13 protein-coding genes are annotated in these 13,610 nt (G+C 58.7%); 11 read left to right on the top strand and 2 right to left on the bottom strand.

All coding sequences use genetic code 11. From position 1 onward, the window contains the following. Positions 1 to 54: 54 nt before the first annotated feature. From ACP7B1_RS13125 to ACP7B1_RS13100, 6 genes are read left to right on the top strand one after another with little or no spacing between them, the layout of a single operon-like run. Positions 55 to 1,023 carry an ABC transporter permease gene (locus ACP7B1_RS13125; protein ID WP_223614328.1) on the top strand — a complete coding sequence of 323 codons (969 nt, stop codon included), beginning with the start codon at positions 55 to 57 and terminating at the stop codon, positions 1,021 to 1,023. A 23-nt stretch (positions 1,024 to 1,046) separates the two neighbouring features. Next, entirely contained in the window at positions 1,047 to 2,006 is a 960-nt protein-coding gene (locus ACP7B1_RS13120) for an ABC transporter permease (protein ID WP_346308321.1), read from the top strand. Between the two features lie 7 nt (positions 2,007 to 2,013). Continuing rightward, positions 2,014 to 3,207: an amidohydrolase family protein gene (locus tag ACP7B1_RS13115; RefSeq protein ID WP_346308322.1), complete on the top strand. Its 1,194-nt coding sequence runs from the start codon at positions 2,014 to 2,016 to the stop codon at positions 3,205 to 3,207. After that, a complete protein-coding gene (locus tag ACP7B1_RS13110; RefSeq protein ID WP_346308323.1) occupies positions 3,204 to 4,700 on the top strand; it encodes an amidohydrolase family protein in 1,497 nt (498 codons plus the stop codon). The genes ACP7B1_RS13115 and ACP7B1_RS13110 overlap by 4 nt, the downstream gene beginning before the upstream one ends. A 4-nt stretch (positions 4,701 to 4,704) precedes the next feature. Continuing rightward, a complete protein-coding gene (locus ACP7B1_RS13105) occupies positions 4,705 to 5,679 on the top strand; it encodes an ABC transporter ATP-binding protein (protein WP_374042630.1) in 975 nt (324 codons plus the stop codon). After that, the gene (locus tag ACP7B1_RS13100) at positions 5,676 to 6,671 is read left to right on the top strand and encodes an ABC transporter ATP-binding protein (RefSeq protein ID WP_426136958.1); all 996 of its coding nucleotides are present in this window, start codon (positions 5,676 to 5,678) and stop codon (positions 6,669 to 6,671) included. Before ACP7B1_RS13105 ends, ACP7B1_RS13100 begins: the two co-directional genes overlap by 4 nt. Positions 6,672 to 6,682: 11 nt before the next feature. On the opposite strand, the gene ACP7B1_RS13095 is transcribed toward ACP7B1_RS13100, so the two are convergent. Continuing rightward, positions 6,683 to 7,360 (bottom strand): GntR family transcriptional regulator, encoded by a 678-nt coding sequence (locus ACP7B1_RS13095; RefSeq protein ID WP_346308269.1) that lies wholly within the window; start codon positions 7,358 to 7,360, stop codon positions 6,683 to 6,685. A gap of 126 nt (positions 7,361 to 7,486) precedes the next feature. On the opposite strand from ACP7B1_RS13095, the gene ACP7B1_RS13090 reads away from it, so the two are divergent. After that, a complete protein-coding gene (locus tag ACP7B1_RS13090) occupies positions 7,487 to 8,116 on the top strand; it encodes a flavin reductase family protein (protein ID WP_288191449.1) in 630 nt (209 codons plus the stop codon). A 22-nt stretch (positions 8,117 to 8,138) separates the two neighbouring features. Beyond that, entirely contained in the window at positions 8,139 to 8,882 is a 744-nt protein-coding gene (locus ACP7B1_RS13085; RefSeq protein WP_288191447.1) for an aspartate/glutamate racemase family protein, read from the top strand. A 46-nt stretch (positions 8,883 to 8,928) separates the two neighbouring features. On the opposite strand, the gene ACP7B1_RS13080 is transcribed toward ACP7B1_RS13085, so the two are convergent. Continuing rightward, complete coding sequence (locus ACP7B1_RS13080) at positions 8,929 to 9,786, bottom strand: MurR/RpiR family transcriptional regulator (protein ID WP_288191445.1); 858 nt, start codon at positions 9,784 to 9,786, stop codon at positions 8,929 to 8,931. Positions 9,787 to 10,132: 346 nt separating this feature from the next. On the opposite strand from ACP7B1_RS13080, the gene murA reads away from it, so the two are divergent. From murA to murQ, 3 genes are all read left to right on the top strand, one after another. Then, positions 10,133 to 11,389, top strand: coding sequence for a UDP-N-acetylglucosamine 1-carboxyvinyltransferase (murA, locus tag ACP7B1_RS13075; protein WP_346308268.1), 1,257 nt, complete (start codon positions 10,133 to 10,135; stop codon positions 11,387 to 11,389). Beyond that, a complete protein-coding gene (locus ACP7B1_RS13070; RefSeq protein ID WP_346308267.1) occupies positions 11,386 to 12,267 on the top strand; it encodes an N-acetylglucosamine kinase in 882 nt (293 codons plus the stop codon). Before murA ends, ACP7B1_RS13070 begins: the two co-directional genes overlap by 4 nt. A gap of 339 nt (positions 12,268 to 12,606) precedes the next feature. Continuing rightward, positions 12,607 to 13,530 carry an N-acetylmuramic acid 6-phosphate etherase gene (gene murQ / locus ACP7B1_RS13065; protein ID WP_346308266.1) on the top strand — a complete coding sequence of 308 codons (924 nt, stop codon included), beginning with the start codon at positions 12,607 to 12,609 and terminating at the stop codon, positions 13,528 to 13,530. Positions 13,531 to 13,610 lie beyond the last annotated feature (80 nt).

Genomic DNA, 13,610 nt, shown 5'->3' with positions numbered 1-13,610 from the left:
CGTGGCGGTCTGCCTTGACGGGTTCAAGGCAGACAGAATTAAGGGAGGCGACAGATGCTGGTTTTTATTGTGAGGCGCTTGGCAAACGCAATCCTGGTGATGCTCGCAGTGGCCATGCTCGCCTTCCTGATTTTCCGGCTTGCCGGCGATCCGGTTGAGCTTATGGCGAATGAACAGATGACGCAGGCCGATCGCGACAATCTGCGTGAACGGCTGGGTCTCAACGATAATCTGCCCACCCAATATGTCCGCTTTGTCATCCATGCGGCTGAGGGCAATTTCGGTATCTCCTATCGCAACGGCCAGGATGTTCTGACGCTGATCGCAGACCGGTTTCCCGCAACCCTGGAACTGGTGCTGGTGGCAACACTGATTTCACTGGTGTTCGGCATTCCTCTTGGCGTTCTTACGGCGATCAAGCGCGGCAAGTGGTACACAGAAGGGCTTCAGTTCCTCTCCATTGTCGGCGTGTCGTTGCCGAGTTTCGTCGTCGGTATCCTGCTGATCCTGGTGTTCTCGGTCAGCATGGGGTGGCTGCCGGCATTTGGACGTGGCGACGTCGTCAAACTTGGCTGGTGGTCGACCGGGTTGCTGACATCGTCGGGGCGAGCCGCCCTCATCCTGCCGTCAATCGCGCTGTCGCTTTACCAGATAACGCTGATCATGCGGCTGGTGCGGGCGGAGATGCTGGAAGTGCTCCGGTCCGACTACATTAAATTCGCCCGGGCGAGGGGCATTCCTCGCTGGCGCATCTATTTCCGCCACGCACTGAGAAACTGCCTCATGCCAGTTGTCACGATGACGGCGATGAATGTGGGCTCATTGATCGCTTTCGCACTCATTACCGAAACCGTGTTCCAGTGGCCGGGTATGGGCATGCTGTTCATCCAGGCTGTAACATTCATCGACATCCCCGTGATGGCGGCCTATCTGTGCATCATCTCTTTCATTTTCGTTGTTCTGAATATGCTCGTGGATATCGCTTATGCGGTCATCGATCCGCGTTTGCGCAGCACACGCTAGCCCCAGAGTCAGGGACCTGTCCGATGACAACAGACGTATCGAAGACACCGAAAGCGCCAAGGCCTGCACGCGCGCCGCTACTCAGGCGCATGCGCAACAGCGACCTCTGGTGGTCATTCACGCACAGCAAGGTGGCAATCGCGGGTGCCGTCATTCTAGCTGTCCTGATCTTGACGGCGCTGTTTGCGCCGCTGATCGCGGCTCAAAATCCCTATGACGGGGCGCAGCTGGACATGTGGAAGGCGGAACTGCCGCCGATCTGGGAGCAAAACGGCGAATGGCCCTATCTGCTCGGAACCGACACGCAAGGCCGCGATATGCTCTCGGCCATCCTTTACGGGACACGCATCTCCATTTTCATCGGCATAGCGTCTGTCGCCCTGTCCCTTGTGATTGGCATGAGTGCCGGCCTCGTGGCGGGTTATTTCGGCGGCTTTGTCGATAACCTTCTGATGCGCATCGGCGATGTTACGCTTTCGATCCCGACCATTCTCGTCGCCATTCTGGTTTCGACGGTCGTTCGGCAGATGCTTCCCGCGGACCTTCGGGAAATGGGGGCTTCGGCCGTGCTGGTGTTTGCTATCGCGCTGTCGGCATGGGTTCAATATGCGCGCACGGTGCGCGCCCAGACGATTGTGGAGAGCGGCAAGGATTATGTGCACGCAGCCAGGCTCATCAAGGTACCGGCTCGCCGGATCATGGCCAACCATATCCTGCCAAACACGCTCACACCGGTCCTTGTGGCAGCGACATTGAACTTCGGCATGGCGATTTTGACTGAGGCGACGCTGTCTTTCCTCGGCATAGGTATGCCACCCAGCCAGCCGTCGCTCGGAACTTTGATCCGCATCGGCAACCAGTTCCTGTTTTCCGGTTCGTGGTGGATCGTGCTGTTTCCCGTGCTCCAGCTTTGCCTTCTCGTCGTTGCGGTGAACCTGCTGGGCGACTGGTTGCGCGACGCTCTAAACCCGAAATTGAGGTAGATGACACATGACCAATCTATTGCTCCGTAATGTACGGCCCATGGCTGGCGACAGCTGTGATGTCCTGATCAAGGATGGGAAAATAGCCGGTTTCGGTCAATTCGCACCGGAGCCCGGCATGCCGGTCGAGGATGGAGGCAATTCCATTGTCATTCCGGGTCTCATTGATGCCCATACGCATCTCGACAAGACGACATGGGGCATGCCGTGGCACGAAAACAACCGGGCGGCTGTACTGCGCGAGCGCATTGATTTTGAGCGCGAGAACCGCAGCGCTATCGGTATTGATCCGCACCGGCAGTCCATGCGGCATGCGATCGGGCTGGCGGCGCATGGTGTAACCCATATCCGCAGCCATGTCGATATCGACCCGACCCACGGCCTGTCCATCGTGGAAGGCGTTTGGGAAACCCGCGAGAAATTGCGCGGCATCATCGATATCGAAATCGTTGCCTTCCCCCAATCCGGTGTCATGGTCATGCCCGGCACCGCCGACCTGCTTGACGAGGCACTGCGGCAAGGCTGTGAGGTGCTGGGAGGGATCGATCCCTGCGGTATAGATCGCGACCCGAAGGGCCAGCTCGACACGATATTCACGCTTGCCGTCAAACATCAACGGCCGATCGATATTCATCTGCATGAGGTCGGGGATCTCGGCGCATTCACCATGGAGCTCATTTTTGAGCGTATCCGCGCAAACGGCATGCAGGGTAAAGTTGCCATTAGCCATGCGTTCGCACTCGGGATGAACGACTATCTGCGGGTCGGAAAGCTGATGGATGAACTCGCAGCACTCGATGTGGCGATCCTCACCACGGGTGCGCCGTCTGCTTCGGTTCCGTCGGTCATGCGACTGAAGGAAGCCGGCATACGCGTCGGCGGCGGCTGCGATGGTATTCGCGACACCTGGGGGCCGTGGGGCCAGCCGGACATGCTCGACCGTGCCAAGATCATCGGCATGAAAAACGGGCTGCGGAAAGACCGCGAACTTGAACATGTTCTGCATATCGTTTCGCAGGGTGGTGCTGACGTGATGCAGATCGAGGGCTATGGTCTGCAAGTCGGGTGTACGGCCGACCTGACCCTTCTGACGGGTGAGACCCTGGCGCATGCGGTTGTCGACATTGCCCCGCGTCCGCTGGTCATCAAGGGCGGACGTGTCACGGCACGGCAAGGCCAAGCCATTGTGGACATGCCATGACAAAAGCCGGATTCGAGACGCTGACGCTTGGCCGCAGGCCCGAAGGGCGGACCCTGTTGACTGCCGATTGGGTGCTTGGCCATCGGGATGGGGCCCATAGGCTTGTCCATAAAGGAGAAGTTGTGTTCGAGAACGGCGAAATTCTGTTCGTCGGACATCACTTTCCGGGGGAAGTGGCACGCCGTGTCGATTTCGGGAGATCGCTGATCAGTCCAGGGTTCATCGACCTCGATGCACTCTCCGATCTCGACACGACGATCCTCGGCATCGACAACCATCCGGGTTGGGCCAAGGGGCGCGTCTGGCCCCGCTCTTATGTCGAGGCTGGTCCCTACGAGATGTATACGCCGGAAGAGCTGGCCTTCCAGAAGCGGTTTGCCTTCGGTCAGCTTCTGCTGAACGGCATAACCACTGCCGCGCCGATCGCGTCGCTGTTCTATCGCGAGTGGGGTGAGACCGTTGGCGAGTTCGATGCCGCTGCGGATGCGGCTGGAGACCTCGGCTTGCGGGTCTATCTCAGTCCCGCCTACCGCTCGGGCGGTATGGTCCTTGAAAATCCAGGGGATATACGCCCGGTGTTCGATGAGCAGCGCGGCTTCCGCGGCCTGGAAGACGCCGTGCGCTTCATCGAACGGCAGACCGGCCGTCACGGAGATCTCGTGCGGGGGATGCTTGCGCCCGACCGCGTCGAGACATGCACGGCCGGATTGCTGCAACGCACCGACGCTGCAGCACGCGAACTCGGTTGCAAGATCCGCTTGCACATGGCGCAAGGCGTCATGGAGGTCGATACGGTCCGTGCGCTGCATGGCTCGACGGCGCCGGTCTGGCTCGCGAAATCGGGACTTTTGAGCGAGCGGCTGATTGCGCCGCACGCAACCAACGCAACGGACGAAGATCTTCGCCTTTATGCGGCCAACGGTGTTTCAATTGTGCATTGTCCGCTGGTGTCTGCCCGTGGCGGCAATACGCTGAACTCGTTTTCGGCATGCCGCAACCGCGGGATCAATATTGCGATGGGCACCGACACGGCACCGGCCGACATGTTGATGAATCTGCTCATCGGCCTAATCACATCGCGTATCAATGACGGGGTGCCGGACCGGGTGCGCAGCGCTGATCTTTTCGACGCTGCAACGCTTGGCGGTGCGCGAGCGCTTGGCAGAACGGACCTTGGCCATCTTTCATCGGGCGCGCGCGCGGATATTGCGGTGTTCGGCCTTGACGATGCGATCATGGCGCCATCGATCGATCCGATCACGACGCTTGTTACCGGCGGATCCGGCAAGGTAACACGGGCGTCCTTTGTCGACGGGCGTCCTTCCATGCTGTTCGGTGAGGTTGCAGGCATCGACATGATGTCTGCCCGGGAACGCATACAGAAACAGTTTGACGGACTGATTGCCAAATATCCCGAGCGAAGCTGGGCGCATCCATCGGTCGCCGAAATATTCCCTCCGAGTTATCCAATAGAGAGCAGCGCACATGGGTGAAACAATGGATCAGCCCATCCTTGAGGTTCGCAATCTCACGGTGGAATTCCCCGGACGCCACGGAACAGTGGCCGCGCTTTCGGATGTGAGTCTCGACATCCGGGCAGGCGAAATCCTTGGTGTTGTCGGCGAATCCGGAGCCGGCAAGTCGATGACCGGTCTGGCCATTCAAGGTCTGCTTGAGCGCCCCGGCCATATCAGCGGCGGCGAAATCTGGCTCGAGAATCGTCGGATTGATACCCTTGATGACTATGAGATGGAAAAAATCCGCGGCCGCAAAATCGGTGCGATCTTTCAGGACCCGCTGACCTCGCTCAATCCGCTGTTCACGGTGGGGGCCCAACTGAGTGAGACAATCCGCCAGCATCTCAACATGAGCAAATCGCAGGCGAAAGCCCGGGCGATCGAATTACTCGGAGAGGTCGGCATTCCTTCTCCGGATGAGCGGGTGAACCATTATCCGCACCAGTTCTCTGGCGGGATGCGGCAGAGAGTGGTCATCGCCCTGGCACTCGCGGCCTCGCCCAAGCTGGTGATCGCCGACGAGCCAACCACGGCGCTGGACGTATCCATTCAGGCGCAGATCATTTCGCTGCTGCGTAAACTTTGCAAGGAGAAGCGCACGGCTGTCATGCTGGTTACCCATGATATGGGTGTCATTGCGGAAGCAGCCGACAGGGTGGCGGTCATGTATGCGGGCCGGTTGATCGAGGTTGGTTCGGTCAATCAGGTGTTGCACGCGTCGGCGCATCCCTACACGCGCGGCCTTATGGCTTCCATTCCGGCACTTGCCGCCCGCGTGGAGCGCCTCAATCAGATCGATGGTTCCATGCCCCGGCTCGATGCGATTCCGGATGGGTGCGCTTTCAATCCGCGCTGCAAATCGGTCGGACCGCGCTGTATTCGAGAGCAACCTGAACTCATGCCGGCGGGCGATGGCGCAAGCGCCTGCTGGCTCAACGCGGGAGGAACCGCATGACCGGGACCGGACAAAAAACGCCGGCTTTTACCGCTGAGCGTCTCGTCAAGACATTCGATGTCTCGGCACCGTGGCTGAGCCGGGTTGTCGAGCGCAAACCGCGTCAGCTTCTGCAAGCCGTCAATGACATCAGCTTCACCGTGCCCGCGGGTGGATGCCTCAGCATCGTGGGAGAAAGCGGCTGCGGCAAATCAACGGTTGCGCGTCTTGTAACCGGGTTGCACAAACCCAGCAGTGGCGAACTTCGCTTTGCACCAGGACGCAATGGGGCGCCACTTTCGGTGCAGATGATCTTCCAGGATCCCTATGCCTCGCTCAATCCCCGGTGGCGCGTGAAGAACATCGTTGCGGAGCCGCTGCGCGAGATGAAGCTGCTCAAAACGTCAAATGAAATCACCGAACGCGTTGAGGAACTGCTCGAGACTGTCGGGCTATCGGCTTCGGATGGCGAAAAATATCCGCATGAGTTTTCGGGCGGTCAGCGTCAGCGTATTTCAATCGCACGGGCGCTCGCCAGCGAACCCGAATTCCTCGTATGCGACGAGCCGACATCTGCGCTCGATGTGTCGGTGCAGGCGCAGGTTCTCAACCTTATGCGCAAGCTGCAGGACGAACTCGGTCTTACCTATCTGTTCATCAGCCATGACATGAGCGTTGTCAGGCATATGTCGGACCGCATAGCGGTGATGTATCTCGGTCGTATCGTGGAAGAGGGGGATACGGAAGAGCTGTTTGCCAATCCGCGGCATCCCTATACGCGGCTTCTCTTGCAGACGATCCCCAATGTGCAGCAGCCGAACAGGGACCGGGTCGTTGGCGGCGGCGAGGTGCCGAGCCCGCTCAAGCCACCATCCGGTTGTACTTTCCACCCGCGGTGTCCGGTTGCCATTGGACGCTGCTCGGCTGAAGTGCCAGAGGTTCGTACTCTCCAGGGCGGCACGCGCGTGGCATGCCATCTGGTCGAGGAGAAGATTGCAACTGCAGCAGAATGACGGTCAGCGGTTCAGGCCAGCGCGGAACGCAAATCGTGCGCAAGATCACGGATTTCGCTCAGATCGAGCTCGGCCTCCACATGTTCAAGGTGGTGCTCCATGAGCCCTGTCGCCTTGGAAAGATCGCCATTTGCGATTGCGTCGACAATTTCGGCGTGTTCGTCCGGCCCGCAGTTGAAGCGATTGGTGTTGCGGTAGACCGCAGTGATGAGGGAACTTCTTGCGATCAGATCGCGCATCGTGGCGAAAAGAAAGTCCGAGTTCGCGACCTCTGCAAGCAAGAGATGGAAGCCGCCTGACAGCTTGATGATATCGGTCGTGCTATCCTGTGCATTGGCGGTGCGCTCTTTGGAAACATGCGTTCGCAGCCGCGTGACATTTACTTTGGAGATTGATTTGCAAAGCCGCTCGACAATACAGCGTTCGACCGCACGGCGGACAAAGAAGACATCCCGTGCTTCATCCACCGAAGGTTGGCAGACAAATGCGCCGCGGTTCGGGATGATCGTGACGAGCCCATCCCGTTCAAGTGCAACCAACGCCTGGCGGATGCGGGCACGACTGACGTCGAAGATCGCGGCCAGTTGCCCTTCCTTAAGTTGCACGCCGGGCCGAAGCCTGCGCTCGGCAATGGAAAGCCATACCCGTTCAACAATCTGCTGTGTTGAAGCCCCTGCTTGTTCAGTCATGTACCTGTCTCCCGATTGCGACAGACAATCGCGATCAAATGGAAAATGTCAACTCGTTTTGTCTGCATGATTGTAGACAATAATACCCAATAATTGTACACTATATAGCGAAACGGGAGAGTCGGCATGCAGTTTGATTTTACAGAGCTTGAACCGGAGAGCCGATATCGTCTGCTGACGAATTTTATCGGCCCGCGGCCGATCGCCCTGGTAACGACCCGTTCAAGCGCCGGCCACAGCAATGCGGCGCCCATGAGCTTCTTCAACGTGTTCTCGCATGATCCGCCGATCCTGATCCTCGGTGTGCAGCCACGGCCGTCGGGGGAAGAGAAAGACACGATCGCCAATATCCGCCGTACGGGTGAGTTTGCCGTCAACATGGTGGATATGAGCATGGCGCAGCAGATGCTCATTTGCGGGCTGGGTTTCGACAGCGAGGTCGACGAACTGGAGATGGCCGGTCTTGAGGCGGCCGCATGCAATCAAATCGATGCAACGTATGCTGCCACGGCTCCCTGCGCCCTGGAATGCCGCGTCGAGCGCCTGATCGAATTTCCGAAGCGGGTGCTTGTCCTTGGCGAGGTCGTCCACATGCATGTGCGCCGCGATTGCCTTGACGCGGAGGGGCGCTACGTCAATCCGGACGTTTATCAGCCCATCGCCCGTCTCCACGCCGATAATTACATCACATCCGATCGACAGTTCGTTCTGGCGCCTCCGCCAATTGCCGATTTTACCAAATCCCGCCGCGATTAAGTGGCGCTGAAGGAACTCGACCGTGCATATTCTTCTCATCAATCCAAACTCCACAGCGTCCATGACTTCCCAGGTTCTGGAAAGTGCCGTCCGGGTGGCCTATCCGACAACGCGCGTCACCGCGGTCAATCCCGTGGATACGCCGGTGAGCATCGAGGGCGGGGCCGACGAGGCCATGGCTGTTCCGGCCATGCTTTCCGAAATACGCAAGGGGCAGGCGCAAGGCGTGGATGCCTATGTCATTGCCTGCTTCGATGATCCCGGCCTGCATGCGGCACGCGAGATTGCACGGGGCCCCGTGATCGGCATCTGCCAGGCCGCCATACAGGTCGCGATGACGATCAGCCGGCGCTTCACGGTGATCACGACATTGCCCCGCTCCATCCCGATCATCGAAGATCTGGTCAGCGCTTACGGCGCAAACCACCATTGCCGCAACGTTCGCGCCATCAATCTGCCGGTGCTGGGACTGGATGAAGACCCGGTCGAGGCAGAGCGTCTTCTCGTGCTTGAAATCGGCAAGGCGAAACTGGAAGACCGCGCGGAAGCGATCGTTCTTGGCTGTGCGGGCATGTCTTTGTTGTGCGACCGGCTCAGCGCCGCGACCGGTATTCCCGTCATTGACGGCGTCACGGCAGCCGTCAAGGTTGCCGAAGCGCTGGTCGGGGCCGGATACAAGACGTCCAAGGTGAATGGCTATGATTTCCCCAGGATCAAATCGCCGTCCCCCGCATCCAACGTGGAGCAGGTGGGCAATTTGGCGTGATCATCCCGTCAAGGTAGCGGCCGGTATGGGTTGCCTGCCCGGGTTTCTAGAGATGTTCAGCTTTCAGAACGGAGACTGCAACTTCGCTGTTGTGAATATATTCATGGGCATCCGGTTGCCCTTGAATGAGCAGGATGAACAACAGGTCGGTCAGCGTCAGTTGCGCATCTCTTGCGGTGATGGATGAAGAGCGAACGCGTTCTTCATCGGCAAAGGTGTAAAGCCGGATGTCCGCCACGCGGCTCAATGGATTGTCCTTCAGCCCGGTCACGGCAATGACGGTTGCGCCGCGCTGGCTGGCAAGCTCGGCAATGCGCAACGTCTCGATACTGTCGCCCGAATAGGAGAGGGCGAACAAGACGTCATCAGCCCCAAGCGTGGATGCGTTGGCCATCTGGACATGGCTGTCACTGTCGTGCAGCACATTGCGCCCAAGCTTCATCAGCTTATAGGCAAAATCCCGTGCCACCAGTGACGATGCGCCCACGCCCGCCATATGAATGCGCCGGGCCTTGCGCAGGATTTCCAAGGCAATGCCGATGTCTTTTTCATTGTTGACGGCAACCGTCTGTTGCATGGACAATTGTTTGCTGCCGATCAGTTTCTGCAGGATGACGAGATAGCTGTCGCCTATTTCGATCGTGCCGTGGATCATGCCCGCCGGGGCCGTCCATTCCTGTGCCTTGGCTTCGCTGACAGCGAGCTTCAGCTCCATATAGCCTGCGTAGCCGAGCTTCTGGCTGAACTTCACCACACTGGACTGGCTCCGGCCCGTCTCCACGGCCAGAGCAGCCGATGACAGCCGCAGCATCTGATCCGGATTGTCGATGATGAACTGCCCGATCTGGCGATCGGCAGGCGCCATAGAGTCCAACTGTGCATTGATTTTCTGCAGTATAGACATGCGTTCCTTTGCGCGTTGGCAGTTCAGGCTGCTCGCGCCAAAGCGCGGACCTCTGGAATGATCGGAGCCTTCAGGCTCGCCGAAATTACATACCTACCGTCAATTCAAGGCACTGGCTACTCCTCGCAATGGCGTCAGAAGCGTTCCCGATAAAAGCATCGCGCCGCAGATAATCTGACGTAGAATAATATATTCCTAAATCAATTGACACCGTGGAATGATCAATTAGTTTTTGTGTATCGCCATGAGGGTTGTGCCTTCTATGTCGGACGCAACCTGTGGGTGAAGAGGGTGTCGAACGAAGCCCACTCTGTTTTCATGCTCCTCAGATCAGGCAGTGGTTATCATGGATAGATTACGGATCATCGGGGGAAACAGGCTGGAAGGTGCCGTCACGATTTCCGGCGCCAAAAACGCTGCGCTTCCGCAAATCGCCGCCGCGCTATTGAGCCCCTATCCGCTGGAACTGACCAATCTGCCAGCTGTCAACGATGTGGAGAACATGCTGGGCGTGGTGCAACTCCATGGCGCGCGCATTGACCGGTCGCCGCATGCGGCGACCATCGATACAAGCGCTGTTGTGTCGAAGGAAACATCCTATGACACTGTCAGGCGAATGCGTGCGACCATACTGGTTCTTGGGCCGCTGCTCGCCCGCTTCGGGCATGCCAGGGTTTCGCTGCCGGGCGGGTGTGCAATTGGTGCCCGGCCCGTCAACATGCATGTCAGTGCACTTGCCGCGCTTGGGGCCGATATTGCCATCGAGAACGGCGTCATCGTTGCATCTGTGCAAGGTTCGCTGCGGGGAACCCGCATTGTTCTCAGCTCTCCATCCGTGGGGGCGACCGAAACAGCCATGATGGCGGCCACCGCAGCAAAAGGTGAAACGGAAATCCTCAATGCTGCACGCGAACCGGAAGTGGTTGACCTCGCCGCCTGCCTCAATGCGATGGGAGCCCGCATTGAAGGAGCCGGGACGCATCGCATTCTGGTGGAAGGCGATACGACGTGGCGTCCCGCCCGGCATGCTATCATCCCTGACCGGATAGAGGCCGGCACCTATGCAATCGCTGCGGCCATCACCGGCGGTCAGCTTGAACTGACCCATGCCCGTCTGGAGCATCTGGCTTCTGTTGTGCAAGCGCTTGAAACGGCAGGTGCCAGCGTCTGGCCTAGCGACCGGGGCCTGATTGTGTCTCGGGAGGGGCCGCTGAAGGCCGTTGACATCACCACAGAGCCCTATCCGGGGTTCCCCACGGATCTCCAGGCCCAGTTCATGGCATTGACGTGCCGGAGTCAGGGCGCATCGTTGCTGCGCGAAACCATATTCGAAAACCGTTTCATGCATGTCCCGGAGCTCATGCGTCTGGGGGCGAACATAACGCTGCAGGGAACGACTGCGCTGGTGCGCGGCGGGGAACCGCTGCACGGCGCGCAGGTCATGGCGACAGACTTGCGGGCTTCCGTCTCGCTCGTTCTGGCGGGGCTCGTTTGTGAAGGTGAGACGATCATCAACCGGGTGTATCACCTTGATCGCGGCTATGAGCAGCTGGATCGCAAGCTTCGGCTCTGCGGCGCAGATATCGAGCGGATCAGCTCATGAGTGACGCCATGCACGAGAAGCCGTTTTTTCTTGGCGTCGATGGCGGCGGCACGGGCTGCCGCGCCCGCATTGAAGACGGCTTTGGTGCGGTCCTCGGCCAAGGGCTCTCCGGACCCGCGACAACCCGTCTTGGCGTGGACGCGGCCTGGGCTTCCGTTGCCAGCGCCTTTACCTCGGCAATAGTGGAAGCCGGTTTCACGGAGCGGGAAACCGCACGCATACATGCCGGTATCGGTCTTGCCGGCATCGGCCGCAAGGGCGCGCTTGAGGCGCTTCGGGCTATCCCTCATCCGTTTGCCAGCATCGCTTTCACGAGCGACGGCGTTGCCGCCTGTCTGGGAGCTCACTCCGGCGCGGATGGCGCGATTGTCATTGCCGGAACGGGTTCCATCGGTCTGGGTTTTGCCGAAGGGCGCGATCTGCGGGTTGGCGGTTATGGCTTTCCAATATCCGATGAAGGCAGCGGCGCGGATCTGGGATTGAAGGCCGTTCAACTTGCATTGCGGGCTTTCGACGGCCGCCACGAACAGAGTGCATTGCTGGGCGAGGTGATGCAGCGGTTCCAGAACGACCCTGTGGAGGTGGTTGCGTGGATGGATCGGGCGACGGCGACCGACTATGCCGTGCTCGCACCCATGGTGATGCGCCATGCGGATCAGGGTGACATGGTGGGGCGGCGTCTGGTTCAGGGAGCGGCCGAGCAGATTGACTCCATCGTCCGCGCGCTGATCGAAAAAGGTGCGCCCCGCGTCACGCTTCTCGGAGGGCTGTCGACGCCGCTGGAGCCATGGCTGGCTCCGGATATTCGCCGCCGCCTGAAACCAGCCGACGGCGATGCGGTTTCAGGTGCGATCATTCTGGCGAGAAAATCGTGCTGAGATTTCAGACTACGACTGCCCATCATCATTGTCGGTAAGCGACGCTCAACCATGGCCGTCCGTTTGCGGAGGGCAAGTGAACTGCCAGTTTCAGCCGATGGATAAACGCGTCTGGTTAGGAATATATAATTCCAATTTTATATTGACATAAGGAATAATAAATCATAAAAAGTTAACATAAAAAGAATGAGAGCTGTTGCAGCAGGGAGCGAGCGGCCGCATTCCGAATGCGGAATAGACAATTCATGCAATGCGCGGACGACCCCGGTGAGATGCGATCTCATCGCTTTTCGCCGGTATCGCATTTTGATTAAAAGCAGTTCTCCCGAAAGTTGGCCGATGACTGAGCAAGCGTTGATATCCGAGTTGGAAAAACTGGTCTCCGAGGGCCGAAATCCGCAGACGATGCAGATCGATCTTCTGCCAACTACCGATATTTTGCAGAAGATCAATGATGAAGACAAAGGCGTGCCATCGGCTGTCGAGAAGGTTATTCCGCATATCGCAGCGGCGGTTGACCGGGTCGTCACTGCCTTCCAAGTCGGGGGGAGGCTCATTTATATGGGAGCGGGAACCAGCGGCCGTTTGGGGGTTCTGGATGCTTCGGAATGTCCGCCAACCTTCGGCGTACCCGAAGGCGTGGTGGTGGGGCTGATCGCTGGCGGTCCCGAGGCGATGATCAGGGCCATAGAAGGCGCTGAGGACGATCCGCATAAGGGGGAACGAGCGCTGCGGGACATTGGGCTGACGGCACAGGACGTGGTTGTTGGTATCGCAGTCAGCGGACGCACGCCCTACGTGATCGGCGGGCTGAATTACGCCAAACAGGTGGGGGCTTCGACCATTGCCTTGTCCTGCAACCCGGATTCAATCATTGCCGGAATTGCCGATATCGCGATTTCGCCCGTTGTCGGTCCGGAGGTTCTTACCGGGTCAACCCGCTTGAAATCCGGCACCGCACAAAAGCTCATTCTCAACATGCTGACGACGGCTAGCATGATACGGATTGGAAAGAGCTATCAGAATCTCATGGTGGACGTGCACGCGAGCAACAAAAAACTCGTGGCCAGGGCGTCGCGTATTGTCATGCAGGCAACCGGTTGTACCACTGAGCAGGCGCGCCAAGCTCTCGATCAGACAAGCAATGATGTGAAGCTGGCGATATTGATGGTCAAAACGGGAATGGACGTGGAAAAAGCGCGGGTGGCGTTAAAAGATGCAGGAGGTTTTCTGCGAAAGGCGATAAATGCGAAGCCGGTGTAAGACCATGACGGTTTAGCAGGAAGTAAAACGAATCAAGCGTCCATAAGGCCGCTCAAAATAGCTCCAGAGGGAAAAAGAAA

Origin of the sequence: Phyllobacterium sp. SL163 (assembly GCF_049896885.1) — a bacterium.
GTDB classification, from domain to species: domain Bacteria; phylum Pseudomonadota; class Alphaproteobacteria; order Rhizobiales; family Rhizobiaceae; genus Phyllobacterium; species Phyllobacterium calauticae.
Note: the sequence above shows the minus strand (reverse complement) of the source record. Positions and strands in the feature narration are given on the sequence as shown.

Bases quoted from the DNA above. Each gene is read 5' to 3' on its own strand.
- ACP7B1_RS13125 (WP_223614328.1), top strand. From the start codon at position 55: ATGCTGGTTTTTATTGTGAGGCGCTTGGCAAACGCAATCCTGGTGATG.
- ACP7B1_RS13120 (WP_346308321.1), top strand. From the start codon at position 1,047: ATGACAACAGACGTATCGAAGACACCGAAAGCGCCAAGGCCTGCACGC.
- ACP7B1_RS13115 (WP_346308322.1), top strand. From the start codon at position 2,014: ATGACCAATCTATTGCTCCGTAATGTACGGCCCATGGCTGGCGACAGC.
- ACP7B1_RS13110 (WP_346308323.1), top strand. From the start codon at position 3,204: ATGACAAAAGCCGGATTCGAGACGCTGACGCTTGGCCGCAGGCCCGAA.
- ACP7B1_RS13105 (WP_374042630.1), top strand. From the start codon at position 4,705: ATGGATCAGCCCATCCTTGAGGTTCGCAATCTCACGGTGGAATTCCCC.
- ACP7B1_RS13100 (WP_426136958.1), top strand. From the start codon at position 5,676: ATGACCGGGACCGGACAAAAAACGCCGGCTTTTACCGCTGAGCGTCTC.
- ACP7B1_RS13095 (WP_346308269.1), bottom strand. From the start codon at position 7,360: ATGACTGAACAAGCAGGGGCTTCAACACAGCAGATTGTTGAACGGGTA.
- ACP7B1_RS13090 (WP_288191449.1), top strand. From the start codon at position 7,487: ATGCAGTTTGATTTTACAGAGCTTGAACCGGAGAGCCGATATCGTCTG.
- ACP7B1_RS13080 (WP_288191445.1), bottom strand. From the start codon at position 9,786: ATGTCTATACTGCAGAAAATCAATGCACAGTTGGACTCTATGGCGCCT.
- murA (WP_346308268.1), top strand. From the start codon at position 10,133: ATGGATAGATTACGGATCATCGGGGGAAACAGGCTGGAAGGTGCCGTC.
- ACP7B1_RS13070 (WP_346308267.1), top strand. From the start codon at position 11,386: ATGAGTGACGCCATGCACGAGAAGCCGTTTTTTCTTGGCGTCGATGGC.
- murQ (WP_346308266.1), top strand. From the start codon at position 12,607: ATGACTGAGCAAGCGTTGATATCCGAGTTGGAAAAACTGGTCTCCGAG.